General features: G+C 70.2%; 23 protein-coding genes. 13 read left to right on the forward strand and 10 right to left on the reverse strand.

All coding sequences use genetic code 11. The features are described 5' to 3' along the window. The first annotated feature begins 6 nt into the window (after positions 1 to 6). The gene (locus ACIOKD_RS24545; RefSeq protein WP_402087750.1) at positions 7 to 1,830 is read left to right on the forward strand and encodes a reverse transcriptase domain-containing protein; all 1,824 of its coding nucleotides are present in this window, start codon (positions 7 to 9) and stop codon (positions 1,828 to 1,830) included. 188 nt (positions 1,831 to 2,018) lie between these two features. Continuing rightward, entirely contained in the window at positions 2,019 to 2,882 is an 864-nt protein-coding gene (locus tag ACIOKD_RS24550) for an Fpg/Nei family DNA glycosylase (RefSeq protein WP_402087753.1), read from the forward strand. Positions 2,883 to 2,889: 7 nt separating this feature from the next. Here ACIOKD_RS24550 and ACIOKD_RS24555 read toward each other — a convergent pair whose 3' ends face one another. The 4 genes from ACIOKD_RS24555 to ACIOKD_RS24570 all read right to left on the reverse strand — a co-directional run bounded on the left by ACIOKD_RS24555 (position 2,890) and on the right by ACIOKD_RS24570 (position 5,669). Continuing rightward, positions 2,890 to 3,546 (reverse strand): anti-sigma factor family protein, encoded by a 657-nt coding sequence (locus tag ACIOKD_RS24555; RefSeq protein ID WP_402087756.1) that lies wholly within the window; start codon positions 3,544 to 3,546, stop codon positions 2,890 to 2,892. Between the two features lie 256 nt (positions 3,547 to 3,802). Further along, a complete protein-coding gene (locus ACIOKD_RS24560) occupies positions 3,803 to 4,318 on the reverse strand; it encodes a hypothetical protein (RefSeq protein ID WP_402087759.1) in 516 nt (171 codons plus the stop codon). Between the two features lie 135 nt (positions 4,319 to 4,453). Then, positions 4,454 to 4,999 carry a sigma-70 family RNA polymerase sigma factor gene (locus ACIOKD_RS24565; protein WP_402088148.1) on the reverse strand — a complete coding sequence of 182 codons (546 nt, stop codon included), beginning with the start codon at positions 4,997 to 4,999 and terminating at the stop codon, positions 4,454 to 4,456. Positions 5,000 to 5,207: 208 nt separating this feature from the next. Continuing rightward, complete coding sequence (locus ACIOKD_RS24570) at positions 5,208 to 5,669, reverse strand: universal stress protein (RefSeq protein WP_402087762.1); 462 nt, start codon at positions 5,667 to 5,669, stop codon at positions 5,208 to 5,210. A gap of 156 nt (positions 5,670 to 5,825) precedes the next feature. Between ACIOKD_RS24570 and ACIOKD_RS24575 the strand changes: the two genes are divergently transcribed. After that, complete coding sequence (locus ACIOKD_RS24575) at positions 5,826 to 6,683, forward strand: polysaccharide deacetylase family protein (protein WP_402087765.1); 858 nt, start codon at positions 5,826 to 5,828, stop codon at positions 6,681 to 6,683. A gap of 229 nt (positions 6,684 to 6,912) precedes the next feature. Here ACIOKD_RS24575 and ACIOKD_RS24580 read toward each other — a convergent pair whose 3' ends face one another. Next, entirely contained in the window at positions 6,913 to 7,575 is a 663-nt protein-coding gene (locus ACIOKD_RS24580; RefSeq protein WP_402087767.1) for a class F sortase, read from the reverse strand. A gap of 333 nt (positions 7,576 to 7,908) precedes the next feature. Between ACIOKD_RS24580 and ACIOKD_RS24585 the strand changes: the two genes are divergently transcribed. Further along, positions 7,909 to 8,397 carry a hypothetical protein gene (locus tag ACIOKD_RS24585; RefSeq protein WP_402087770.1) on the forward strand — a complete coding sequence of 163 codons (489 nt, stop codon included), beginning with the start codon at positions 7,909 to 7,911 and terminating at the stop codon, positions 8,395 to 8,397. A 128-nt stretch (positions 8,398 to 8,525) separates the two neighbouring features. On the opposite strand, the gene ACIOKD_RS24590 is transcribed toward ACIOKD_RS24585, so the two are convergent. From ACIOKD_RS24590 to ACIOKD_RS24600, 3 genes are all read right to left on the reverse strand, one after another. Continuing rightward, entirely contained in the window at positions 8,526 to 9,059 is a 534-nt protein-coding gene (locus tag ACIOKD_RS24590) for a hypothetical protein (protein ID WP_402087773.1), read from the reverse strand. A gap of 251 nt (positions 9,060 to 9,310) precedes the next feature. Then, complete coding sequence (locus ACIOKD_RS24595; protein ID WP_402087775.1) at positions 9,311 to 10,075, reverse strand: hypothetical protein; 765 nt, start codon at positions 10,073 to 10,075, stop codon at positions 9,311 to 9,313. Between the two features lie 15 nt (positions 10,076 to 10,090). Next, positions 10,091 to 10,594, reverse strand: coding sequence for a hypothetical protein (locus ACIOKD_RS24600; RefSeq protein WP_402087778.1), 504 nt, complete (start codon positions 10,592 to 10,594; stop codon positions 10,091 to 10,093). 435 nt (positions 10,595 to 11,029) lie between these two features. Here ACIOKD_RS24600 and ACIOKD_RS24605 point away from each other — a divergent pair, with 435 nt between their 5' ends. The 3 genes from ACIOKD_RS24605 (at position 11,030) to ACIOKD_RS24615 (ending at position 15,249) form a co-directional block, all read left to right on the forward strand. Continuing rightward, a complete protein-coding gene (locus ACIOKD_RS24605; protein WP_402087781.1) occupies positions 11,030 to 12,007 on the forward strand; it encodes an SCO0930 family lipoprotein in 978 nt (325 codons plus the stop codon). A gap of 297 nt (positions 12,008 to 12,304) precedes the next feature. Next, positions 12,305 to 13,117: an SAM-dependent methyltransferase gene (locus tag ACIOKD_RS24610; RefSeq protein WP_402087784.1), complete on the forward strand. Its 813-nt coding sequence runs from the start codon at positions 12,305 to 12,307 to the stop codon at positions 13,115 to 13,117. Next, complete coding sequence (locus tag ACIOKD_RS24615) at positions 13,114 to 15,249, forward strand: putative bifunctional diguanylate cyclase/phosphodiesterase (RefSeq protein ID WP_402087787.1); 2,136 nt, start codon at positions 13,114 to 13,116, stop codon at positions 15,247 to 15,249. The genes ACIOKD_RS24610 and ACIOKD_RS24615 overlap by 4 nt, the downstream gene beginning before the upstream one ends. A 496-nt stretch (positions 15,250 to 15,745) precedes the next feature. On the opposite strand, the gene ACIOKD_RS24620 is transcribed toward ACIOKD_RS24615, so the two are convergent. Further along, entirely contained in the window at positions 15,746 to 16,630 is an 885-nt protein-coding gene (locus ACIOKD_RS24620) for a LysR family transcriptional regulator (RefSeq protein WP_402087790.1), read from the reverse strand. A gap of 130 nt (positions 16,631 to 16,760) precedes the next feature. Between ACIOKD_RS24620 and ACIOKD_RS24625 the strand changes: the two genes are divergently transcribed. The 6 genes from ACIOKD_RS24625 to ACIOKD_RS24650 all read left to right on the forward strand — a co-directional run bounded on the left by ACIOKD_RS24625 (position 16,761) and on the right by ACIOKD_RS24650 (position 23,824). Beyond that, positions 16,761 to 17,432 (forward strand): succinate dehydrogenase, encoded by a 672-nt coding sequence (locus tag ACIOKD_RS24625; RefSeq protein ID WP_402088151.1) that lies wholly within the window; start codon positions 16,761 to 16,763, stop codon positions 17,430 to 17,432. A 1-nt stretch (position 17,433) separates the two neighbouring features. Continuing rightward, positions 17,434 to 19,404: a fumarate reductase/succinate dehydrogenase flavoprotein subunit gene (locus ACIOKD_RS24630; protein ID WP_402087792.1), complete on the forward strand. Its 1,971-nt coding sequence runs from the start codon at positions 17,434 to 17,436 to the stop codon at positions 19,402 to 19,404. Next, entirely contained in the window at positions 19,401 to 20,150 is a 750-nt protein-coding gene (locus ACIOKD_RS24635; RefSeq protein ID WP_402087795.1) for a succinate dehydrogenase/fumarate reductase iron-sulfur subunit, read from the forward strand. Before ACIOKD_RS24630 ends, ACIOKD_RS24635 begins: the two co-directional genes overlap by 4 nt. Before the next feature lie 273 nt (positions 20,151 to 20,423). Beyond that, the gene (locus ACIOKD_RS24640) at positions 20,424 to 21,194 is read left to right on the forward strand and encodes a GNAT family N-acetyltransferase (protein WP_402087798.1); all 771 of its coding nucleotides are present in this window, start codon (positions 20,424 to 20,426) and stop codon (positions 21,192 to 21,194) included. A gap of 269 nt (positions 21,195 to 21,463) precedes the next feature. Then, positions 21,464 to 22,270: a lysophospholipid acyltransferase family protein gene (locus tag ACIOKD_RS24645; RefSeq protein ID WP_402087799.1), complete on the forward strand. Its 807-nt coding sequence runs from the start codon at positions 21,464 to 21,466 to the stop codon at positions 22,268 to 22,270. 33 nt (positions 22,271 to 22,303) lie between these two features. Next, the gene (locus ACIOKD_RS24650; protein ID WP_402087802.1) at positions 22,304 to 23,824 is read left to right on the forward strand and encodes an acyl-CoA synthetase; all 1,521 of its coding nucleotides are present in this window, start codon (positions 22,304 to 22,306) and stop codon (positions 23,822 to 23,824) included. A gap of 31 nt (positions 23,825 to 23,855) precedes the next feature. Here ACIOKD_RS24650 and ACIOKD_RS24655 read toward each other — a convergent pair whose 3' ends face one another. Further along, positions 23,856 to 26,213: an ATP-binding cassette domain-containing protein gene (locus ACIOKD_RS24655; RefSeq protein WP_402087805.1), complete on the reverse strand. Its 2,358-nt coding sequence runs from the start codon at positions 26,211 to 26,213 to the stop codon at positions 23,856 to 23,858. Between the last annotated feature and the right edge of the window lie 113 nt (positions 26,214 to 26,326).

Consider the following 26,326-nt stretch of genomic DNA (forward strand, 5'->3'; position numbering starts at 1 on the left):
TGCGAAATGCAGAACGCCGAAGCGGTGCTTGAGATCCTCCGTGAACGCGGCAGGCGGAACCTGCCATGCAATGAGCTGTATCGGCAAATGTTCAACCCGCAGTTGTATCTGATGGCCCACGGACGCATCTACTCCAACCAGGGGGCGATGACACCCGGGGCCTCAGGGGAAACCGCAGACGGCATGTCACTGGAAAAGATCGAACGCATTATTGATGCGCTACGTCACGAGCGTTTTCGATTCGAGCCAGTGCAGCGGACCTACATCCCGAAAAAGAACGGGAAGAGGAGGCCGCTGGGCCTGCCGTCATGGACGGACAAACTGGTCGGTGAAGTGATGCGCCTCCTGCTGGAGGCGTACTACGAGCCACAGTTCTCCGACCGGTCCCACGGTTTCCGCCCCGACCGAGGCTGCCACTCGGCACTGCGTGAAGTGGCAGTGGTGTGGACAGGGACAACCTGGTTCATCGAGGGTGACATCGCCCAGTGCTTCGACTCGCTTGACCATCAGGTGATGCTCGAAACCCTGGGTGAAAGAATCCACGACAACCGGTTCCTGCGACTCGTGCAGAACATGCTCCGAGCCGGATACTTAGAGGACTGGACGTGGAACGCCACACTCAGTGGCACACCACAAGGTGGAGTTCTCTCGCCCACCCTGTCCAACATCTATCTGCATAAGCTGGACACTTTCGTCGAAACAGTTCTCATGCCGGAATACACCCGTGGAAAGCTCAGGGCGAGGAACCCTGAGTACCGTGTGGTCGAAGCGGCTATCTTGCGGGCACGCAGGCGCGGAGACCGCGCCGAAGTGCGCGCCCTGCGCAAGCGGCAGCACAGCCTCCCGAGCCAGGACATGTCCGACCCGGGATACCGCCGTCTACGCTACGTGAGATACGCCGATGACACCCTCATCGGGTTCACCGGACCGAAGGCTGAAGCCGAGGAAATCAAACAGCGCCTGACTCAGTTCCTGCGAGACGATCTCAAGCTCGAACTGTCGCAGGAGAAAACGCTGATCACTCACGCCGGAACCGGCAGGGCAAGATTCCTCGGATACGAGATCACGATCCACAAGGACGACAGCAGGGCAGAACGGAGATCAGGCCGCAGGCGCCAGCGCCGGTCGGTCAACGGCACCGTTCAACTGCGCGTCCCGAAGGACGTGATCAAGGCCAAATGCGCCCCGTACCTGAAACGCGGAAAACCCGCGCGGCAGACCTCGATGCTCAACTACGACGACTACACCATCGTCAGCATCTACGGCGCCAGGTACCGCGGAATCGTTCAGTACTACCTGCTCGCCGGTGACGTCTTCCAACTGAGCCGGTTGCACTGGGTCATGCAGTCCTCGCTGCTGTGCTCCCTGGCGAACAAGCATCGCTCGACCATGTCGAAGATGGCCCGCAAGTACAAGGCCACCATCGACACCCCGGCCGGGCCTCGCAAGTGTCTCCAGGCCAGCATCACCCGTGCCCCGAGCAGGAAACCGCTGATCGCACAGTTCGGTGGCATTCCACTCAAACGGCAGAAGTCCGCAGTCCTGAAGGACCGCGACCCCGCCCACAGTCCCCCTCGTCGACGTGAGTTGACCAGGCGGCTGCTGGCAGGCTTCTGCGAACTCTGCGGACAGACCGAGAAGATCCAGGTCCACCAGGTCCGCAAGCTCGCAGACCTCGACCGGCTCGGGCAGGAACAACCCAACTGGGCGGCTCTCATGACCAGGAAACGACGCAAGACACTCGTGGTCTGCTCAACCTGCCACGACGGCATCCACGTTGGACGCGCAACCGCAGCTCACGGCAGTCACTGGAGAGCCCGTTGCGATTAACGTCGCACGACGGGTTCGGGAGGAGGCCGCTGGGAAAAGGGGCAGCTCTGCTGCCACCTCGCCCGGCGGCCCACCTCACGTTCCTCGTGCCGGAACGGGAGTGAAGGGGCCGGTTCGCGTGGGGGTGAAGTGCGGCCTGGTGGGGCTGGGCGCGCCCCTTACGGGGCGTCGGTGGCACCCTGGGATCTATGCCGGAACTGCCCGAGGTCGAAGCGTTGAAGGACTTCCTGGCCGAGCACCTGGTCGGCCACGAGATCATCCGCGTACTGCCCGTCGCGATCAGTGTGCTCAAGACGTACGATCCGCCGCTCGGCGCTCTGGAGGGCCGCGAGGTCACGGCCGTGCACCGGCACGGCAAGTTCCTGGACCTGCGGACCGCCGGCGGCCCGCACTTCGTCACGCATCTGGCCCGGGCGGGCTGGCTCCACTGGAAGGACCGGCTGCCCGACGGGCCTCCCCGCTCCGGCAAGGGCCCGCTCGCGATGCGTGTCGCCCTGGAGACAGGCGAGGGCTTCGACCTCACCGAGGCGGGCACCCAGAAGCGGCTGGCGGTGTACGTCGTACGGGATCCCTCGGACGTACCCGGGGTGGCCCGCCTGGGCCCGGACCCGCTGGCCGACGACTTCGACGAGGCCCGCTTCGCCGCCCTCCTGGCGGGCGAGCGCAGACAGCTGAAGGGTGCTCTGCGCGACCAGAGCCTGGTCGCTGGGGTGGGGAACGCCTACAGCGACGAGATCCTGCACGCCGCGAGGATGTCGCCCTTCAAGCTGGCCTCCGCGCTGACCCCGCAGGAGACCCGACGGCTGTACGAGGCGCTGCGCGCCACCCTCCTGGAAGCCGTCGGGCGTTCCCGCGGAGTCGCCGCGGGCCGGCTCAAGGCCGAGAAGAAGAGCGGACTTCGCGTCCACGGCCGGACGGGCGAACCCTGTCCGATCTGCGGGGACACCGTCCGCGAGGTCGCTTTCAGCGACTCGTCGCTCCAGTACTGCCCCACCTGCCAGACGGGCGGCAAGCCCCTCGCGGACCGCAGGACGAGCAAGTTCCTGAAATAGCGGGCGCTCAGGGCGCCTCGATCGTCACGAGACGTTTCCCGTCCGTCGTGCGCACCTCGTACCGGACGATGTCCGCGGGATGCATCGCGGCGGCGCCCTGCATACCGGCGGAGGGCGCCGAGGCACCCTTGGGCACGGTCCAGCTCAGGACGACCTGTTCCGAGCCGTCGTGGCCGATGGCGACGAGTTCGCATGACTGCTCGGCCGAGGCGTTCTTGACCTTGGCGTCCACCTCGCTGCCGAAGGCCCGGTCCTGGGCGGTGACCTCGGCCCACACGCCGGTTCCCGGATCGGTCGCGGCGACCGTCCTGACGCCGGAGCTCTCGTCCCCGGAGAAGACCGCGACCGCGGGCCCGCCGACGGCGAAGACCACGGCGGCGGCGACCGCGAACAGCCAGCGCCTGCGCCCGCTCCTGCGTGCCGTGACGACATCGTCCAGGAGCCGGTCCAACAGACCCGGTCCCGCCTGGGTCATGGGGTTCACCGAGCGTGGCGTCGCTTGCGCGTACGCCCGCAACGACCGTGTCGTCGCGGACAGTTCATGTATCTGAACCGCACACTGGGGACACTCCATGAGGTGGTCCTCGAAGCGGAAGGCATCCGCCTCGTCCAGCACGCCTAGCGCGTATGCGCCGACGTCGCGGTGGCGTTCCAGCGACCTCATACCAAATCCTCATGCCGTGCCGATGGGTGGGGGTGTGCGGGGAGTAGCTACTTGCCCACCGGTACGCAGGAGACCGCCGAATCACTCAAGCCCCGTCCGGAATGCAACCTGGAGATTCGGAGCGGTCGGACCCACGGATTGGTCGAGGTTCGAGAAAAACTGGTCAGGGGAGCCGCCGGGGGCTCCGTCGGTGGATCGGTGTGTGGATCGGTCTGTGAAGCGGTGTGTGAAGCGGTGTGTGGATCGGGCCGGAAAATCAGAAAAGATGGATCGCCAGATGCCCGAGCGGCAGCCCCAGCTGCCATGCCGGGGTCCACACCTTGGGGCCGTCGTCCTCGCCGATGACGGGGCCACCGCCCGGCACCGCGTCCAGGTCGGGCGCGAGCAGTTCGGTCTCCTCCAGCCAGCGCCAGGCCGCCGTCGCCAGATCGAGATCCGGCGCGGGACCGCCCGCGTCGGCGGCCTCGGCCGCGAGCCCGGCCAGGCGCTCGCCCACCCAGTCCTGCCACGGCTGGTCGTACGCCGTCAGCGAGAGCCACGTCTCCAGCTGCGTCACCACCCGGATGCCGGAGAGCTCGCCACTGGTGTCCGACAGGAAGATGGTGAGAGCCAGGGCATCGCGCCCGGCGCGGAACTCGAAGGACGTCGGCGGCATCAGGTCGCCGGTCCGCAGCAGTTCGTCGGCGATGTACTCCGCGTACAACCACGCCATGGGGACGGTGAGTTCTCCGCCGCCGGCGCCGTCCGTGCTCTCTTGACCTCTGTGCAGCATCCCTTCCTGCCTTCCTCCGGTGCGTGCGCGTCGCCCGAACCCGGGCCCCGTCGGGAAACACGGATGAGGACAGCTGATTGCTCAAACATGATCCTCAGCAAGGCGCTTTACGGAGGCTTGACCTAACCCGCGGTTTCATCGCAGGTCGGGCGCATAACCCGGAAGAACCCTGCGCAGGGCGCGCAGCGCGTAGTACGCGCGGGACTTCACCGTACCGGCCGGAATACCCAGGGCGGCGGCGGCCTCCGCCACGCTGGCCCCGCGGAAATACACCTGCACCAGGACTTCACGGTGTTCGGGAGTGAGAGTCTTCACAGCCTCCCGCACATCGAGGGTCGCCACGGAGCGTTCCGCGTGATCCGCCGCGACCCGCGCGCTCTCCAGCACGGCGTCCCCGACCTCCGCCGGCCGCGCCTGCCGGGCCCGCCGCGCGTCGATGGCCAGGCGCCGCCCCACGGTCAGCAGCCAGGGCCGTACGGAATCGAAGTCGTCGGCGCGCAGGGCCTCGGGATGCTGCCAGGCGCGTACGAATGTCTCCTGCACCAGATCCTCGGCGCGCTGGCGGTCTCCGTCGGAGAGCCTCAGCATCAGGGCGAAGAGCGGTGCCCCGTGCTCCCGCTGCAATTCGGCCAGCTCGTGCTCGGCGGTCGTCCTGCTGGTCATGGTGATGGCGGCCGTCATGGCCGTATGCCAGCGCAGGGCGTCCCGCCAGGACAGGGCCAGGACACGGCTCGTCGGCAAACGGTCGAACCCGTCGGCGAACGGTACGACGAACGGTCAACCGGGAGGGAAGGCTCCGCCTCCGCATGTGTCCCGTCCTCGACGGTCCGGCCCACGGCACTCCGTCACCGGCCCACGGGCACAGCGCCACCGGCCCACCGTCACCGGTCTACGGCACCACTGTCACCGGCCAGCGGCCCGCCTTCACCAGCCGGATCGCGACGGAACCGACGATCCGGTGGCCCGCCTGCTCCGACGCGCCGACCACGACGGCGTCCGCCTTCAGCTGCTCGGCCGCCGACACGAGCCCGTTGTACGGGTCGCCGCGGAAGGTGTGGAACTCCCAGCGGACATCGAATATGCCCTTGACCTGCTCGGCCGCCTCCTGGATGTCCCGGACCAGCCCTTCGGCGATCTGGTCGGTCGTGTCGGCGACCGGCACCCCGAGCGCCGCACCCGCCGCCATCACCGGCTGTACGTACACCAGCGTGAGCAGAGCCCGCTGCCGCCGGGCCAGCCCCGCGGCGTAGGAGGCCGCCCGCAGCGAGGACTCGGAGCCGTCCACGCCGGCCATGATGACCCTGGGTCCGTCGGTGCCACGTTCGAACTGGTGGGAGTGCTGTTCCGTCACGGCCCGAGGCTATCGGAACAGGCGGAGCCGGCCGTGGTCCGGGACCCCCGCCCGCCGGTTCCGGGCCACCCGGCAGATGCTCCCAATGGGTGTTTTCATACGACCGCACCGGTGGCGAGGTGCTGTGGCACACCACCGCCGGGCGAGTGATCAGTCATGAAAAAGGATCAGTTCCTCTCGCGGCGCCGGGCGTTGCTCGCCGGTGCCGCCGCCCTGGGAGCGGCGGGTGCGGCCGGCGCGGCACAGCGGCTCGGCGCCGAGCCGGGCCCTTTGGCCCGGTCCTCCGCCGTGCCAGCCGCGCCCGCGGCCGGGGCCCAGGCGAACAGAGCGGTCCGCAGGCCCTCCGCCTACCGGCTTCAGCCCATCGCCGGATACGGGCCGGCCCGTGGCACGCCCGCCCGCACCCTTGTACGGCACGAGCCGTTCCTGCGGATGTCGGGGCGGGAGCGCAGCATGGTGCTGAGCTTCGACGACGGCCCCGATCCCCGCTACACCCCCGGCATCCTGCGGACCCTCAAGGCGCACGACGTACGCGCCATGTTCTTCGTGTGCGGCGAGATGGCCGCCGACAACAAGGACATGCTGCGCCGGATGTCGGACGAGGGGCACGTCGTCGGCAACCACACCTGGTCCCATCCGCTCATGACCCGGTTGAGCAGATCCGCGATCCGCTCCCAGATGGAGCGCACCTGCGATGTCATCGAGGAGGCGTACGGCGAGCGGCCCGGCTGGTTCCGCGCGCCGTACGGGGCCTGGAACCGGGCCGTCTTCGAGGTCGGCTCCGACCTCGGCATGGAGCCGCTGGCCTGGACCGTCGACACCCTGGACTGGACCACGCCGGGCGCCAGGACCATCGAGCGCCGGGTCATGAAGGGGGCCGGCCCGGGTGTCGTGGTCCTCGCGCACGACTCGGGTGGCAACCGCTCACAGAGCGTGCGGGCCCTGCGCGACTATCTGCCGCGGCTGCTGGACTCGGGGTACCACATCACCGTGCCCCGGCGGCGATTCACCTAAGGGCTGTCCCGTAATCCCCGGTGGATCAGCGCGCGGCGTCAGATGCGGTGCATCGCAAGGCGGAGGGTCGTCCTCATACTGGGCGTATTCGGGCGATCCGACAACGCAGCGAGGTGCCGTAGCTGTCGTCGTGCGCCCGCCGGGGATTACGGGACAGCTCTTAGGACCTCGGACGGACCCCGGACGGACTCCGGCCGGGCGGGCTCCTTGCCCACCCGGCCGGCGGCGTTCAGCGGACGTCGACCAGGCGGGCGAACGCGACGACATTCCCGTCGTAGCCGTTCTGCTTGGAGAAACCGCCTCCGCAGGTGATGACCCGCAATTCGGGGTTCCCGGTGTTCCCGTAGACGCGGTCGCCGGGAAAATTGTTCTTCTCGAAGACCTCGATGCCGTAGATCTCGAACACGGCGGTCTTTCCGTCCCTGCGTCGGACCTCCACGCGGTTCCCCTTTTTCAGGGCACCGAGACCGTAGAAGACGGCGGGTCCCTGTTGGTTGTCGACATGGCCCACGACGACGGCCGTGCCCTTCTCGCCGGGAGACACCGCGCCCGAGAACCACCCCGCGAGATTGGGGTCCTCCGGCGGCGGCGCGTCCACCCAGCCCTCCATGTCGAGGCCCACCGGCACCGCGGGGGCGTCGACCTGGATCGCCGGGATCCTGATGCGGTCCGCCACGGAGAACGACAGGGGGGCCGGAGCGCCGGGCCGCGACCTGTCCGTGCCCGCGCTGTCCGCGGCGGCGGCCGTCGCGGGTTGCGGGGGCCCCACGTCGAACTCTCCCGAGCCATTGCGAATGAGAGCGAGGCCGGTCAGCAGAACAAGCGCTATGACACCCCAGGGAGCGCGCTTCTTCGGGCGCTCCTCCTCTTCGGCCAGCTCGGACACGGACATTCGCAAACCCCTCTCGACGCGGCCGTCGCCAACGTCCGTCGCGCATACGAGAACGCTAAGCGCAGCCCGCGCGAGGGGCGACGGGAGAAAGGCGAACGGGTGGTGGACAGGGCCGCCGTGCGCCATCCGAGTCGTGGCCGCGAGGAAATTTCTGACGGTCCGTGACCTGCGGCAATATCCGATTGTGTTCCTTTTCGTCGGCGTGTCCTCTCACCAGGACGGACCATTCTCGAAATGCGGCCCTGTGCACGACAACTGAGTGTCTGTCTGGGAGGCGTTCTCTCGCCGATCGACCCGGGGACGTTCCCCGGGGCGCCTCCCGCGGAGGATCACATGCGTAGCACTCGTGCCCTGGCGGTCTCTGCGACAGCAATCGCCGCCCTCGGACTCACCGCCTCCCAGGCCGTCGCCTGGGACACCTCTAGCAATATCGTCGCCATGCCCAGCGCCATCGCCCGGGGCGGACAGCTCACCGTGACCGTCGACGGGTGCCCGCACGGCGGCAGCATGACGTCGAGGGCCTTCCCCCGGGCCGATCTCTCGCCGATCAGGAACCACAGCGAGACGTCGAAGGGAACCGCGACCATCAACAGTTCGGCCTCCCCCGGCGCGTACGACATCAGGGTCCACTGCCAGGGCAAGCCCGCCCTGACGAAGTCCGCCGCCTTCACCGTCATCGGCGGTGTCCGCGGTGGTCTCGGCGGCAGCAGCTCCGACGGCGCCACGCCGACCGACATGGCGATCGGCGGCGCTCTGGTCGGCCTCGCGCTCGTCGGCGGCGGGGTGTTCTGGATGCGCCGCCGCGCCGAGAGCAGGATCTGACCCCCGCCTCCTCGTCGGACGGGCTTCTTCCCCTCGGAGACCGGAACGCACTCGGAGACCGGAACGCACGTGAACGGCCCTTCGCCCCGGACCCTCAAGGGTCCCGGTGCGAAGGGCCGTCCGGTGCGTCAGCCGCCCTGTTCGCCGGCGCGCCTGCGCGACCAGCGGTACGCCGCGCCGACCGAGCCGGCGATGAGCGCCGCCCCGAGGCCGATCTGACCGAGGTCGAAGCCGCCCGCCGTACCGCCGACGCCCGCCTTGACGCCCCGGTGGGCAGGCGGGTGCGTCGGGTCGTCCGGGCGGCCACCCGCGATGGTGAGGTCCGTGTGGCCGGATTCGTGCCCGCACTGGAACGTCACCTCGTACACCGCGCCCGGCTTGGCGTCCCAGTCGACGGTGGCTGAGGCGTTGGACTGGCCCCTGCGGATCGTCACCGTGTCGAAGACACCGGAACTGACCCTGGTCTCCTTCTTGCAGCCGTTGACCGACAGCGAGACGCGGCCTCCCGCGGCGATCGTCGTCGGCGAGACGTTGAAGCCGAACGAGGTGATGTTGCGGTCCGGCTCATGGCCCCCGTCGCCCTCGGCGACGGCGACGGGCGTGGCGAGGGCGAGTGCGGTCATGCCCAGCAGTGCGGCCGAGGCGACGCGTATCGCGCGCATGGTGAGTCCTCCGGGTCCCGAGGAGCAGCCCGCGGACCGTTTCCGCTGCGCCGTACATGCACCTCGATGACCGAAACGCTAGGAAAGTGCGGGTGCGGGCGCGATCGGAGTCGCGCGAACGGGGTAATCGTGTGGGCCGAACCGGGTATCCCGTACCCGCGTCCGGGGGACGGGCACGGCGTGGCGCCCGCCCCCGGGCACGGGTACGGGCGCCTGGAAGCGGGTCCGTCAATCCCCGGCGCCGGGGGAGGTCATTTCCCGGCGTCGGGGAAGTGCGTCAGGAACGGGTCGGCGGTCGCCGTGATCCCGCGGCTGTACGGCGCGTCGAAGTCCCAGATCAGGAAGAGCAGGAAGGCGATCAGCGAGGCGAACAGGCCCGCCAGGATCACCTCGCGCGCGGTGCGGCGGATCTGCAGGGCGAAGATCAGCCCGACGGTCACCACGGCCCCGGTGATCAGACCGAACCACACGACGCCCGGCATGGTCGGCGCCGTCGAGTCCGCGCGGGCGGTGCGCGCGGTGTCCGCCGCGGTCACCTGGTCGAGGAGCGGCTGGTAGGCCTGGGCCTCGAAGTCCGTCCTGGGTTCGTAGGCGGTGACGTCCTGGCGGACCCGGTTCAGCAGTTCGGTTCCCCGCCCCGTGACGTGGCCGTGGTCGGCCATGGTCTTCCACTCGGTGGTGACGACGTGATCGACATAGGCGTCGACGTCCTTCCGGATGCGGTCGCGGACGTCGGGCGGATAGACGCGTACACGCTCGTCGATCTCGTGCAGCGCCTGCGACTCCGTCTGGACGTGGTCCTCGGCGAGGCCCCGCGCCTCCCAGACTCCGGCGATGGCGAGGCCGAGCACGATGGCGTACACCACGCCGATCATCATCGTCATGTACTCGATGACGTCCGGGGTGTCGGACGGATCGTCGTCCTCGGAGACCGTGCGGTGCCGTACGAAGGTGACGACGAGGACGACGACGGCCGCGGCGGCCATCGCGAGGGCGAGAACAAGCCATTCCGACAAGGATTCCTCCAGGGGTCAGTGCGGGCGCCGGGTCAGCGCGGGCGCAGCGCGGCGGCGGCGAGCACGGCGGGCGCGGTGATGAGCAGGGTGAGCGACACCAGGGACGGGCCGCCGCGGGGCGGGGCCTTGCGCGCCCTGACGCGGTACGGCGGATAGCTCACCGGGGTCGGTGACGGACCGGGCCGCGCGCTGGGGGGCGGTGCCGGGCGTGGCGAGGGAGGCGTCGGACGTGGCGTGGCGGGGGTGGGCCGTGGCGTCACGGGAGCGGGCGGTACGACGACCGGAGCGACGGGCGCGGGTCGCGGCGGGGGTGACGGCTTCGGCGGGGGTGTCGGAGCGGGGGTCGGCTTCGGCGGCGGTTTCGGTGGGGGCGGGGGCTTCGGCGGCGGACTGGGCGGAGGCGTCGGCGGGCACGGAGTCGAGGGCGGGGGCGGGGGCGGGGGTGGTGTCGGGGTCGGGCAGGTGCCCGCGACCGACACCGCCGAGACTCCGCCGGGGCCCGAGGAGGCGTACGCGCACGCGTCGGCGGTCGCGGGGGCAGGCGCGCCGCCCGCGATCCAGGTCAGGGTGAGCAGCGCCAGTAGCCGTATGCCGAGAGCGAGTCGGAGCGGCCGCTTGGTTCTTTTTGGTCCAGGCACGATCGCGATCATCGGTCCCCGTGCGCCCACATATACGGGACTGGCCGTTTAATTGCCCCGAAGGAGGGACAAAGGCGCCTCAGGCCGTTGCCGAACGGCGCCGGAAGCGTTGCGGGGCCGGGCCGAACCGGGTGCCGGAGTCCCGCGGTGACCCCTCCCCGCCGCCTCACCGCCCCCTCCCTGAGCAGGGCTTCCGGGCGTTATCAGAAAGAAATGTGTGCTCACTTTGAACACTCACCGCACCCCTGCCCGTACCTAGGGCCATACGCGGTGCTGAGCAGTGCCGCAACACCTATGCAAACAGCGGGAGTTACCAATGAAGACCTCCTGGCGGAGCGCCTCACTCGTAGCGTCAGCTGCGGCAGTGCTGGTGCTGACGACGGCGTGCGGTCAGGAAAAGGCGAGCGATTCGACCGGCAGCCAGAACGTGGGCGCGGCGCCCGCGGCGAATGGTTACGGGTCGGCGGGAGCGGGGGCGACCGAGACGGGCGCCGCCGCCGCGGACGGGCAGGGCGCCGTTGCGCAGAGCGCCGGTCAACTTGCCGTGGCGGACACCGAGAAGCTCGGTGAGGTGGTCACGGACAGCGCGGGCATGACGCTGTACCGCTTCGACAAGGACACGGCCGAGCCCCCGAAGTCGACCTGTGACGGCGACTGCGCCACGGCCTGGCCCCCGGTCCCGTCCTCGGGTGCGGCGGCCCCGGTGGGTATCGACAAGGCCCTGCTGGGCGAGGTCACCCGGACCGACGGTACGAAGCAGCTGACCATCGACGGCTGGCCGCAGTACCGGTTCGCGAAGGACACCAAGGCCGGTGACGTCAAGGGTCAGGGCGTGGGCGGCACTTGGTACGCCTCGGCCCCCACGGGCAAGAAGGCGGCCGCCGGCGGCGGGGGCGGCACGGCGGAAGCCGCCGACCTGCCCGGCCTGTCGACGCGTAACGACCCGGAGCTCGGCGAGGTCGTCATCGACAAGAACGGCATGACGGTCTACCGGTTCGAGAAGGACGTCCCGTGGCCGATGAAGTCGAACTGCATCGGCGCGTGCCTGGAGAAGTGGCCGGTCGTCGAGCCGGTGGACGCCGCCGACACCAAGGGCATCGACAACAAGAACGACGGCAAGCGCGGCTACGTCATCAACAACCGCCCGGACGGACTCAAGCAGCAGAGCATCGACTGCTGGCCGCTCTACACCTTCGCGGGTGACAAGAAGCCGGGCGACACCAACGGCCAGGGCGTCGGCGGTACCTGGTACGCCATCTCCCCCGAGGGCAAGCCGCTCGGCAAGCCGAAGTAGCCGCACCGCGGGAAGCAGCAACAGCAAGAATCACAGCAAGTGGGCACATTCGCCGTTTCGCTCCCTCCGTACCGCGTGGAGGGAGCGAAACGGCTTTTTCACATCCGAACGCGTCCCGGTCGTTCCTCCCGGATCTCTTTGGAATGCTTCGGGGCGATTTCGCTGGGCCTTCCATTCGGCACGTGCCCGAGGCAGTGGCCTTGAACGGACGGTCAATTTCCGTTTCCACTCGCTCCATTGGCGGGCGATCAGTAGCCTCAGCTCGAACACCGGATCGTCTACGCCTTGGAGACATAGATGGAGCGTCCCGCCTGGGCCCCACGCGGCATCGACATCTCGGTGCCCAGTGTGAGCCGCATCTACGACTACTACCTGGGCGGATCGCACAACTTCGAGGTCGACAGGGAAGCCGCGCGCAGGGCCATGGAGTTCATGCCGGGACTCCCCAAGATCATGCAGGCGAACCGGGCGTTCCTGCGCCGCGCGGTGCGCTTCGCGGCGGCCGAGGGCATCGACCAGTTCCTGGACATCGGCTCCGGCATCCCCACCTTCGGCAGCGTCCACGAGGTGGCCCAGAGCGCCCGTCCCGGCGCCCGCGTCGTCTACGTCGACCACGACCCGGTGGCCGTCGCGCACAGCGAGGCCGTCCTGGCCGGCAACGAGAACGCGGACGTCGTCACCGCCGACCTCCGCAAGCCCCGGGAGATCCTGGCGAGTCCGCGTCTGCAGCGCCTGATAGACCTGAATCGACCAGTCGCTCTCCTTCTCGTTGCCATACTGCACTTCGTGGAGGACGAGGACGACCCGTACGATGCCGTGGCCGAGCTGAGGGACGCCCTGGCGCCCGGCAGCCTCGTCGTCGTCACGCACGCCTCGTACGAGGGAATCCCGCTCCCCCCGGAGCGGGCGGGGGGCGCCGTCGACGTCTACAAGGACATCCGAAACCCGCTGATCATGCGCTCGCGCGAAAACATCGCGCGGTTCTTCGAGGGGTACGACATGGTGGAACCCGGACTGGTGCCGATGCCGAACTGGCGGCCCGACCCGGCACCCGAGGACGAGGATCCTTATTCCTACTCGGGTTTCGCGGGCGTGGGGCGCACGGCGTGACCGCGGAGCCGGACGGGCCGGAGGACAGACTGCGCAGGTTCGCGACGATCTGGAGCCGGGCCGTCTTCCCGGTGACCGCCACGTCGCTGACCCGCCCGGAGTTCGAGCAGCGCCTCGTGCCGCTCGCCAGGCGGCTCAGTGAGGCGCTGCGGGCCAGGACGTTCGAGGCGGCCGAGGGACAGGCCGTCGGCGCCGCGCTCATCGGGGCGCACTGCACGGAGCCCGAGGCCCTCAGTGCCACACTCGACTGCGTCGACGCCTATCTGGTGCTCTACTGCGGCGGGGACGGAGAGCAGGACGCTCTGCGCGCCCGCTCCGCGCGGCTGCAGCACGCCATGGCCGCCGGGTTCGCGAAGGCGCTGCGGGAGCGGACGCTGGCGGAGCAGGAGACCATCGCACGCGCCGCCCTCCAGGCCCAGGGCGTCGTCGCGGACGCGCTGCACGCGACCGAGGCACGCTTCCGCGCGGTCTTCGAGGGCGCGGCCATAGGCATCGGCGTCGCGGACCTCGACGGCAACATCCTGCAGGTGAACAACGCCCTGCTGCGTATGTTCGGCGGCACCGAGCAGCTGATGCGCGGGCGCAACGTCACCGAGTGGACCCATGCCGAGGACGGCGCCCAGGTCTGGCGGCTCTACGAGGAGCTGGTGCGCGGCGACCGTGAGCACTACCACGTCGAGAAGGCGTTCTACCGACCTGACGGAACGGTTCTGTGGACCAACCTCACCGTCTCGCTGCTGCGCGACCCGGACGGCCGGCCGCAGTACCAGCTCGCCCTCATGGAGGACACCACCGAGCGCAGGCTGCTCAACCTCCGGCTCCGGTACGAGGCCACGCACGACGCGCTCACCGGGCTGCCCAACCGCACGCTGTTCTTCGAGCGGCTCGACAAGGCCCTCGCGGCGGGCGACGGCCAGCGCTTCGGCCTCTGCTACCTCGACCTCGACGGCTTCAAGACCATCAACGACAGCCTCGGGCACGCGGCGGGGGACCGGCTGCTCGTCGAGGTCGCCGACCGGCTGCAGTCCTGCGCGACCGCGCCCGGTGAGATGGTGGCCCGGCTCGGCGGCGACGAGTTCGTGGCCCTGACCACCGGGCCCGACACCGAGAGCGAGGTCGACGCGCTCGCCGACCGCATCATGAACGCCCTGATCACCCCGGTGCGCATCGACGGCCGGGAACTGACGGTCCGCGGCAGCATCGGCATCGTCGAGGGGCCGGCGGGCGAGCGCGGCCCGGCGGAGGTGCTGCGCAGCGCCGACATCACGATGTACCGGGCCAAGTCGGCGGGCGGCAACCGTTACGAGCTGGCCGACGCCGAGGCCGACGCCCGCGCGATCACCCGGCACGGGCTCACCACGGCGCTGCCCGCGGCGCTGGACCGGGGCGAGTTCTTCATCGAGTACCAGCCGCTCGTCCGTCTCGGCGACGGCACTGTGCACGGTGCCGAGGCCCTCGTGCGCTGGCTGCATCCGCAGCACGGTGTGCTCGGTCCCGACCGGTTCATCCCGCTCGCCGAGCACACCGGCCTGATCGTGCCGCTGGGCCGGTGGGTCCTGGAGCAGTCGGTCCGGCAGGCCCGTGAGTGGCAGGAACGTCACTCCGGCGCCGGTCAGCTGCGCATCAACGTCAATCTGTCGCCGTGCCAGCTGACCCATCCCGGTCTTGTCTCCGACACGGTGGACATCCTGGAGCGGGTCGGTCTCGAACCGGACTCGCTCTGCCTCGAAGTCACCGAGTCGGCGCTGATCGGTGCGGACGACGACCTGCTCAAGCCGTTGCGGCGGCTGGCCGAGATGGGTGTCGACATCGCGCTGGACGACTTCGGTACGGGGTACTCGAACCTGGCCAATCTGCGCCGCCTGCCGGTGAGCATCCTCAAACTCGACCGGTCCTTCACGCAGGGCATGCAGCAGTTTCCCGCCGACCCGGTCGACCTCAAGATCGTCGAGGGGATCGTGTCGCTCGCCCACAGCCTGGACCTCACGGTCACGGTCGAGGGGGTGGAGACGGGGGCGCAGGCGGAGCAGTTGCGGCTGCTGGGCTGTGACACGGCTCAGGGCTGGTACTACGCCCGCCCCGGTCCGCCGGACCGTCTGCACGACCTGGCCCTGGTGGACGCGACGGGCTGACGGTGGTGGTGTCTTGTCGCGCAGTTCCCCGCGCCCCTGAGGGGGTTGGGGTGCGCGTTGTGAGTCCGGGCAGGGCGTGTCTTGTCGCGCAGTTCCCCGCGCCCCTGGAGGGGGTGGTGACGGCCTGTCCGGATGTGCGGGCAGGTCGTGGCTGAGCGCGCAGTTCCCCGCGCCCCTGAAGGGGCAGCGCCCCCAAGGAGCACGCCGAACGCCGCGCGCAACCATGACGCACGCGCAAGGTCAAAACGGGCCGCACCACCAGCGCCCCCGTAGGGGCGCGGGGAACGGCGCACGCAACCACGACGCTTCCGCGCGGTCAAGACGGCCGCGTCACCGGCGCCCCCGTAGGGGCGCGGGGAACGGCGCGCTCAGCCACGATGTGCCCGCACGGTCAAAACGCGCCGCAACCCCCTCAGGGGCGCGGGGAACGGCGCGGTCGGCCGCAACGCACCCGTACCCGTACTCGCAGCCGTGATTGGCGCCAGCCGAACGCGGCTCACCGTTCCAGCAGCATCCGCTGCAGTTCGCGGGCCGCGCGCGGTGGCGCCACGTCACTGCGGTGGGCCAGCGCGATGGTCCGGGCCAGCCCGGGCCGAGCCAGCGGCGTCACCCGCAACCCCGCCCCCGACCGCACCGCCACCATCCGCGGCACCACAGCCACCCCCAACCCCGCCCGCACGAACCCCAGCACCGCATCCATCTCCCCGCCCTCCACGGCGAAGTCCGGCTCGAACCCCGCGGAGCGGCACGCGGCGACGGTCAGCTCCCGCAGGTCGTACCCGTGCCGGAACATCACCAGCCGTTCCCCCTCCAGGTCAGGGACACCGACGGTCCGCCGCCCACCCCCCGGCGCCGCCGCCTCCGGCGAGGACACCACCACCAGGTCCTCCCGCAGCACCTCCACCGTGGTCAGCGCGGGCGACGGCGTCGGCAGTGGCAGGACGACGAGAGCCAGGTCGAGCGCCCCGCGCGCCAACTCCCGTACGAGGTCGTGGGAGCCGCCCTCCTCGATCAGCAGCCTGATCCCCGGATAGCGGTCGTGGAAGGCGCGCAGCACGTCCGGCAGCAGCCCCGTGCACAGGCTCGGGGTCGCACCGAGCCGCACCCGCCCGCTGCGCAGCTGAGCCAGTTCCTGCACCTCGTGCCGAGCCGTATCCGCGTCCGCCAAAATGCGCCGGGCCAGCGGCAGCAGCGCCTCCCCGGCGTCCGTGAGCGTGATGTTCCCCCGAGCCCGGAGGAAGAGGTCGGCCCCCAACTCCCGCTCCAGCGCCTTGATCTGCTGGGAGAGCGACGGCTGGGCCACATGGACCACATCGGCGGCCCGGGTGAAATGCCGGGTCTCGGCGACCGCCACGAAGTACTGGAGCTGCTGGAACTGCATGCCCCCATCGTACGCTCACGATAGGCATCACCTATGGAAACGAGCTGGTCCATGTCTTGGACCGATCGACCTTGTCGGCCGTAGCGTCGAGCACATGGCTCTGGCAACGCGGACGGAACGAAAACCGTCCATGACGCGCACCATGTGGGACTCGTCCGTCGGCAAGAAGGCCGTGATGGCCGTCAGCGGTCTGATCATGCTGGGGTACCTGGCCGTCCACATGCTGGGCAACCTCAAGATCTTCTTCGGAGAGGGCGAGTTCGACCACTACGCCCACTGGCTGCGCACCCTCGGCGAGCCCTTCCTGCACTACGAGTGGGCCCTGTGGATCGTCCGCGTGGTCCTGGTCGTCGCCGTCGTCGCGCACGCCGTCTCCGCGTACCAGCTCAGCCGCCGTGACATCGGGGCGCGCCCCACCAAGTACGTGCACAAGAAGCCCCGCGCCAGTTATGCCACGCGCACCATGCGCTGGGGCGGGATCATCCTCGGCCTGTTCATCGTCTGGCACATCCTGGACCTGACCACCGGCACCGTGCACGCGAACGGCTTCCAGTCCGGACACCCGTACCAGAACGTGATCGACACCTTCTCCACCTGGTACGGCAACGTCGTCTACATCGTCGCCGTGCTCGCGCTCGGCCTGCACGTCCGGCACGGCTTCTGGAGCGCCGCACAGACCCTGGGCGTGGGCAGCCGCGCCCGTGACCGGGCCTTCAAGGCCATCGCCAACGTGCTCGCCGTGGTGCTCACGGCGGGCTTCGTCGCCGTACCCGTGGGCGTGATGACCGGAGTGGTGAGCTGACATGACCGCTGAATTCGCCGGACACGGCACCTTCGCCGAGTACGCGACCGGAAAGCCGGTCGTCGACACCAAGGCCCCGAAAGGGCCGGTGCACGAGCGCTGGGACACCCGCCGCTTCGAGGCCAGGCTGGTCAACCCGGCCAACCGCCGCAAGCACACCGTGATCGTCGTCGGTACCGGGCTGGCCGGGGGCGCGGCCGGGGCCACGCTCGCCGAACAGGGCTACCACGTGGTGCAGTTCTGCTATCAGGACTCGCCGCGGCGGGCCCACTCGATCGCCGCGCAGGGCGGGATCAACGCAGCGAAGAACTACCGCAACGACGGCGACTCGGTGCACCGGCTCTTCTACGACACCGTCAAGGGCGGCGACTTCCGCGCACGGGAGTCGAACGTGCACCGCCTCGCGCAGATCTCGGTGGAGATCATCGACCAGTGTGTCGCGCAGGGTGTGCCGTTCGCGCGCGAATACGGGGGTCTGCTGGACACCCGGTCGTTCGGCGGGGTGCAGGTGTCCCGGACGTTCTACGCCCGCGGGCAGACGGGGCAGCAGCTCCTGCTCGGCGCCTACCAGGCCCTCAGCAGGCAGATCGCGGCCGGGAACATCGAGATGCATCCGCGCACCGAGATGCTCGATGTGATCGTCGTCGACGGGCGGGCGCGAGGGATCGTGGCCCGCGATCTGATCACCGGGAGGATCGACACCTACTACGCGGACGCCGTGGTGCTGGCCACCGGCGGCTACGGCAACGTCTTCTATCTGTCGACCAACGCCATGAACTCCAACGCCACCGCGATCTGGCGGGCGCACCGGCGCGGCGCGTACTTCGCCAACCCGTGCTTCACGCAGATCCACCCCACCTGCATTCCGCGTACCGGTGAGCATCAGTCGAAACTGACCCTGATGAGCGAGTCGTTGCGCAACGACGGGCGGATCTGGGTGCCGAAGGCCAAGGGCGACGACCGTCCGGCGAACCGGATCCCGGAGGACGAGCGCGACTACTACCTGGAGCGGATCTACCCGGCCTTCGGCAACCTCGTACCGCGTGACATCGCCTCGCGGGCCGCCAAGAACGTGTGCGACGAGGGCCGCGGGGTCGGACCCGGCGGGCAGGGCGTCTACCTCGACTTCGCCGATGCCATCGCGCGGATGGGGCGGAGGGCCGTGGAGGCCAAGTACGGCAACCTCTTCGACATGTACGCACGGATCACCGCCGAGGATCCGTACAGCGTGCCGATGCGGATCTATCCGGCCGTGCACTACACGATGGGCGGCCTGTGGGTGGACTACGACCTGCAGACCACCGTCCCTGGCCTGTTCGCCGTCGGCGAGGCCAACTTCTCCGACCACGGGGCGAACCGGCTGGGCGCGTCCGCACTCATGCAGGGCCTGGCCGACGGCTACTTCGTACTGCCGTCGACCATCAACGACTACCTCGCCCGCAACCCGCGCCAAGAGGCGCTGGACGACGAACACCCGGTCGTGCAGGAGGTGCTGGCCGACACCGAGGACCGGCTGCGCCTGCTGCTGGCCGTGGACGGGGACCGCACTCCCGACTCCTTCCACCGTGAACTGGGCGAGCTGATGTGGGAGTTCTGCGGCATGGCCCGTACGGAGAGCGGGTTGCGCAAGGCGTTGGAGCGGATCCCGCAGATCCGGGAGGAGTTCTGGCGGCGTATCAAGGTGCCCGGCAGGGGGGAGGAGTTCAACCAGTCGTTGGAGAAGGCCAACCGGATCGTCGACTATCTGGAACTGGCCGAGCTGATGTGCCTGGACGCGCTGCACCGCGAGGAGTCCTGCGGCGGGCACTTCCGGGAGGAGTCCCAGACCCCCGACGGTGAGGCGGCCCGCCGTGACGAGGAGTTCTCCTACGCGGCCGCCTGGGAGTTCACCGACACCGGCGACGCGCCCGTCCTGCACAAGGAAGACCTCGTCTTCGAGTACGTCCACCCCACCCAGCGGAGCTACGCATGAAGCTCACCCTGCGCGTCTGGCGGCAGCCGAACGCAGACGCCGACGGAGCGATGTCCACGTACGAAGTGGACGGCATCTCGGCCGACATGTCCTTTCTGGAGATGCTCGACACCCTCAACGAGGACCTCATCCTCGCCGGCGACGATCCGGTCGCCTTCGACCACGACTGCCGCGAGGGCATCTGCGGCGCGTGCTCGCTGGTCATCAACGGTGACGCGCACGGCCCTGAGCGCACCACCACCTGTCAGTTGCACATGCGGTCCTTCCGCGACGGGGACACGATCGACATCGAGCCGTGGCGGGCCTCGGCGTTCCCGGTCGTCAAGGACCTGGTGGTCGACCGGTCCGCGTTCGACCGGATCATCCAGGCCGGCGGGTACGTCAGCGTGCCGACCGGGGCCGCGCCGGAGGCGCATGCCACGCCGGTGCCCAAGCCCGATGCGGACTTCGCGTTCGAGCATGCCGAGTGCATCGGGTGCGGGGCGTGTGTGGCCGCCTGTCCCAACGGGGCCGCGATGTTGTTCACCTCGGCGAAGGTGAATCATCTGAACGTGCTGCCGCAGGGGGCTCCCGAGCGGGAGACGCGGGTGCTGGACATGGTGGCGCAGATGGATGAGGAGGGGTTCGGGGGGTGCACGCTCGTGGGGGAGTGTGCGACTGCCTGTCCCAAGGGGATTCCGTTGTTCTCCATCACCGGGATGAACAAGGAGTGGTTGCGGGCCGGCCGGAAGGTCGCGAAGCGGTAGGGCTCCGCCGGGCAGTGGTTCGTCGGGTGCGGGTGCGGGTGCCTGGAGGCTGGTCGCGCCGTTCCCCGCGCCCCTGAGGACCGAAAGACTGCGCCGTTCCCCGCGCCCCCCAAAAAGGGGCGCCGCCCCTGGCATTCAGCAAGCTCACACCCGGGCTCTCTCCGTGGGTTACTCGGCGGTCAGCCGGCGTCGGAAGAACAGGAACGCACGGACCGGTACACCCCGGTCCGCCGCGCCGCTCCGCCGCATCCGGCCTGTGACCAGGAGAGAGCCATGACCGGCGTTTCCACGCTCGACAGCCCCCCACTGTCGACGGCACCCACCCGTTACACCGTCACCCTCGCCCGCGACGAGTCCGACGTCCGGGACGCACAGCGACTGCGCCACGACGTCTTCGCCGGGGAGCTGGGCGCCCTGCTGGCCACTGAGCAGCAGGGCCTGGACGTCGACGCCTTCGACGCGTACTGCGACCACCTGCTCGTACGCGACACCACGACCGGCCAGGTCGTCGGAACCTACCGGCTGCTGCCGCCCGAGCGTGCCGCGGTCGCCGGACGGCTCTACTCGGAGGGCGAGTTCGACCTCGGTCCCCTCGCCGCGATCCGCTCCGGCCTGGTCGAGGTCGGCCGCTCCTGTGTCCACCCCGACCACCGCGACGGCGCTGTCATCGGTCTGATCTGGGCCGGTATCGCCCGCTACATGACCGACGGAGGCCACGAGTGGCTGGCGGGCTGCTGCTCCATCCCGCTCGCCGACGGCGGGGCGCTCGCCGCGGGCACCTGGGACCGGGTGCGGGACAAGTACCTGGCACCCGAGGAGTACCGCGTACGGCCGCTGTCGCCCTGGAACTCCGAGGGCGTCGCCCGGGCAGGCCGCGCCGAACTCCCCCCGCTCCTTCGCGGCTATCTGCGCCTGGGCGCCTGGGTCTGCGCCGAGCCGGCCCACGACCCGGAGTTCGGCGTCGCCGACCTGTACGTGCTGCTGTCGATGCGCCGGGTCGACCCGCGCTATCTGCGGCACTTCCTCTCCCTCGTGCCCGCGTGATGAGCGCGTCCCGCATGGGGGTGATCCTGCGTCCCCGCCGGGGGCCGGCGGCCTACGCCGGCCCGGGCGCGGGCGGTCCCCCTTTCCCGGGCCCGGACACCGCGAAGGTGCCGAGCCCGCGTCGCGGCGGTTCGCCGGTCACCTCCCGCCCTGCCGGGACAAGCTCTGCCGGGACAAGAGCTGCCGGGGCAAGCCCGTCCGGGGCGCGCCCGGCCACCGCTCCGGCGAGCGCCTGGCTGCCCGGCGCCCCGTGCACCCCGGGGGCCTGCGTGGAGTCCGTAGGGACGGTCGCCGCCGCGCCGCGTGCCGTGCTGCGGCTGGTCTCGCTGCTCGTCGTGGTCGCCGCCGGAATCGTACTGATCCCGGTCGTCGCGCGGGTTCCCGCAGGTCTGCGCGACCGGCTCATCAGAAGGTGGTGCCGGACGATCGTGCGCGCCGCGGGCGTGGAGCTGCGGACCACCGGCGCGGCCCCGCCCACCGGCGGCCTGCTGCTGGTGGCCAACCACATCTCCTGGCTCGACATCCCGCTGCTCGCGGCCGTCCGGCCGGCCCGGATGCTCGCCAAGGCGGAGATCCGTCAGTGGCCCGTGGCCGGGGCGCTCACCGCGAGCAGCGGCGCGCTGTTCATCGAGCGCGACCGGCTGCGTGCGCTGCCCGAGACGGTCGGGCGGATCGCGGAGTCCCTGCGCGACGGCGGGGCGGTGGTGGTCTTTCCCGAGGGCAGCACCTGGTGCGGCCGGGCCCAGGGCCGGTTCCGCCGGGCCGCCTTCCAGGCCGCCCTCGACGCGGACGCGGCCGTCCAGCCGGTGCGCCTGCGGTACCGGCACGAAGGGGGCGCGGTGAGCACCGCACCCGCTTTCGTGGGCAGCGACCCGCTGCTCGCCTCCGTGTGGCGGGTCGTGTCGGCCCGCCACCTCGTGGCCGAGGTACAGGTGGGGCCGGTGCTACCGCCAGGCTCCGCCCCCGACCGGCGGGCCCTCGCCCGGGCCGCCGAAACGGTCACCACCCACCCCCTCCGTGCCGTGCATCCGGTCACCCGCGTCCGCGTGGACACGGAAGCGCACGCACACCTCTGACGGTCCGTCATCTGAGCGGGGTACCGTCCCCGCATGTACCCCGGAGCGTACGACCCCGCCAGGACGGCCGTCGTCACCGCCGACGGCGGCCGTGCCCTCACCTACGGCCAGTTGGAGGACCGCTCCCTGCGGCTCGCCGACCACCTGCGGTCCGCCGGACTGCGCGTGGGCGACCATCTGGCCCTCCTCGCCGACAACGACCCGCGCGTCCTGGAGGTCTACTGGGCGGCACTCCGCTCCGGCTTCTACCTGACCGTGGTCAACCACCACCTGACCGCCGACGAGGCCGCCTACATCGTCCGCGACTGCGGGGCCAGGGCGCTGATCGTCTCGGCGCCCCTCGCCGAACTCGGCCGCGCGGTCCGTGCGTCGGCCCCGGAGACCGAACTGCATCTCGACTTCGACGACGGCTCGTACGAACGCGCCCTCGCCGGTGCCTCACCCGAACCCCCGGCCCACCAGCCCCGCGGCGTCGACATGCTCTACTCCTCCGGCACCACCGGTCTGCCGAAGGGCATCGCGCCGACACTCCCCGAGGGGGACGTCCGCGAGGAGATGAGCATGTACCAACTGCTCTTCCAGCCCATGTACGGCTTCGGTGAGGACACCGTCTACCTCTGCCCGGCCCCGCTGTACCACGCGGCGCCCCTGCGCTTCAGCTTCGTGGTGACCGCGACGGGCGGCACGGTCGTCCTGATGAACTCGCTGCGCTCCTTCGATCCACGAGCGGCGTTGGCGGCGATCGAACAGCACCGGGTCACGCACAGCCAATGGGTGCCCACCATGTTCGTGCGGATGCTGAAGCTGCCCGACGAGGTGCGCGGCGCGTACGACGTGTCGTCGACGAGGGTCGCCGTCCACGCCGCCGCGCCCTGCCCCGTCGAGGTCAAACGCCGCATGATGGACTGGTGGGGGCCCGTCCTGTACGAGTACTACTCGGCGACGGAAGCCAACGGGATCACCTTCGTCGGCCCCGGGGAGTGGCTCCGCAAACCCGGGACGGTGGGCCGCGGCGGATTCCTCGGCGAGCTGCGGATCTGCGACGACGACGGCAAGGTGCTGCCCGTCGGCGAGACCGGGACCGTGTACTTCGAGCGCGACGAACTCCCGTTCCGCTACCACAACGACGAGATCCGCACCCGGGAGGCGCAGCATCCCGAACACCCCAACTGGACGACCACGGGGGACATCGGGCACGTCGACGAGGACGGCTATCTCTTCCTCACCGACCGCAGGGCGTTCACCATCATCTCCGGCGGCGTGAACATCTACCCGCAGGAGATCGAGGACTGTCTCACCCTGCACCCCCAGGTCGCCGACGTGGCGGTCGTCGGCGTACCGGACCCGGAGATGGGCGAGGCGGTCAAGGCGGTCGTCCAGCCGGCCCCCGGCGCGACCCCCGGCCCGCGACTCGCACGCGAACTGCTCGACTTCGTCCGCGACCGCATCGCCCACTACAAGGCACCCCGCAGCGTGGACTTCACGGACGCGTTGCCGCGTACGCCCACGGGCAAGCTGGCCAAGTCCAAGCTGCGCGAGGCCTACTGGGAGTGAGGACTGTGCCCACGGGGACCGGGAGCCGTGCCTATCGCGGCCGGGTGCCGCTCCGCGGCAGCGCACGCGCGAGGTACGGAGCCGTGGCGCTCCCCGTCGCCCGCGCGACCTCCGCCGGAGGTCCCGCCGCCACGATCCGTCCGCCCGCGTCGCCTCCGCCCGGTCCCAGGTCGATCACCCAGTCGGCGCCCGCCACCACCGCCATGTCGTGCTCCACGACCACGACGCTGTGACCGCCGTCGACCAGACCGTGCAACTGCCGCATCAGGACCTCGACATCGGCCGGGTGCAGACCGGTCGTCGGCTCGTCGAGGAGATAGAGCGTGTGACCCCGGCGTACGCGCTGGAGTTCGCTCGCCAGCTTGATGCGCTGTGCCTCGCCGCCGGACAGCTCGGTCGCCGGCTGGCCGAGCCGCAGATAGCCGAGGCCGACGTCGAGGAGCGTGGCGAGGCTGCGGGCGACGGCAGGGGTGTCCGCGAAGAAGCCGGCGGCGGCCTCGACCGTCAGGTCCAGCACCTGCGCGATGTTCCTTCCCCGGTAGGCCACTTCGAGCGTCCCGGGGTTGTAGCGCGCCCCGCCGCAGTCCGGGCACGGGGCGTAGGTGCTCGGCAGGAAGAGCAGTTCGACGCTGACGAACCCCTCGCCCTGGCAGGTCTCGCAGCGCCCGCCCGCGACGTTGAACGAGAACCGGCCGACCCCGTAGCCGCGACCGGCAGCCTCCCTCGTCCCGGCGAAGACCTTGCGCACGACGTCGAAGAGACCTGTGTACGTGGCCAGATTCGAACGGGGCGTACGGCCGATGGGCTTCTGGTCGACGCTCACCAGCCGCCCCACTCCCGGCAGTTCCTCCGTGATCTCCCCGATGAGTGTGGACTTGCCCGAACCGGAGACACCGGTGACCGCGGTGAGCACGCCGAGCGGGAACTCGGCGCTCACGCCGCGCAGATTGTGGCGAGTGACCGGCCCGGCCTTCAACCAGCCCCTTGCCGACCGGACTTCACGCTCCGGAGCGGGGGAGCGGTCGAAAAGGAACCGGCCCGTCGCCGATTCCGCGACGCGCTCCAGCTCTGCCACCGGGCCGCTGTGCAGCACCTGCCCGCCGTGCTCGCCCGCCTTCGGGCCCACGTCGACCAGCCAGTCGGCGCTGCGTACGACGTCGAGGCTGTGCTCCACGACGAACACCGAGTTGCCGGCCGCCTTCAGCCGGTCCAGGACCGTGAGCAGGGCCTCGGTGTCCGCCGGGTGCAGTCCGGCGGACGGTTCGTCCAGGACGTACACGACCCCGAAGAGGCCGGAGCGCAACTGCGTCGCCAGGCGCAGCCGTTGCAGCTCGCCCGCCGACAGGGTCGGGGTGGCCCGAGCGAGACCGAGGTAGCCGAGGCCCAGTTCGGTGACGGGGGAGATACGGGCGAGCAGGTCCTCCGTGAGGACGCGGGCCGTCTCCGGACCCCCGTGTTCCGCGAGGGTGCCGGCCAGTTCGACGAGCGGCAGCGCGGCCAGCTCCGCGATGGTCCGGCCCGCGAAGGTGACCGCGAGCGCCTCGGGCCGCAGTCGGCTGCCGCCGCACATCGGACAGGGCGTCGCGGCGAGGAACCGCTCCGCCTTCGCCCGCAGCGTCCGGCTCCTGGAGTCCGCGAACGTCTTCAGGACATAGCGCCGCGCGCTCATGTACGTGCCCTGGTACGGGCGTTGGATCCGCCCCGCGTCCCGTACCGGATGGACCGTCACGACCGGCTGCTCGTCCGTGAAGAGGATCCACTCGCGCTGCTCGGCGGGCAGGTCGCGCCACGGCCGGTCGACGTCGTGTCCCAGCGCGTCGAGGACATCGCGCAGGTTCTTGCCCTGCCAGGCGCCCGGCCACGCGGCGATCGCGCCCTCGCGGATCGACAGCGCCGGATCGGGGACCAGCAGCTCCTCGGTCGTGCGGTGCACCTGACCGAGCCCGTGGCACTCGGGGCAGGCCCCGGCGGCCGTGTTCGGCGAGAAGGAGTCCGAGTCGAGCCGTTCGGCGCCCGGCGGGTACCGGCCCGCGCGGGAGAACAGCATCCGCAGCGAGTTGGAGAGGTTGGTGACCGTACCCACCGACGAGCGCGAGGTGGGCGTCGACCGCCGCTGCTGGAGCGACACCGCGGGCGGCAGTCCGCTGATGTCCCCGACCTTCGGCGCCCCCACCTGATGGATCAGCCGCCGCGCGTACGGGGCCACCGACTCGAAGTACCGCCGCTGGGCCTCCGCGTAGATCGTCCCGAAGGCCAGCGACGACTTCCCGGACCCGGACACTCCCGTGAACACCACCAGCGCATCCCGCGGAATGTCGACATCGACGCCCTGAAGATTGTGCTCACGGGCACCACGCACGCGGACGTACGGGTCAGGGTGGCTGTGCATGGGGTGACTCCTGCGGAAGGAAGGGCGTGTCTTGTGCCCCGTAAGGGGCGCGGGGAACTGCGCGACCAGCCCCAGCCGGCCCGCACCTACCGCACCGACCCGGGGTCACCCCA

The organism is Streptomyces sp. NPDC087844, from assembly GCF_044742785.1.
In the GTDB taxonomy this organism is placed as follows: Bacteria; Actinomycetota; Actinomycetes; order Streptomycetales; family Streptomycetaceae; genus Streptomyces.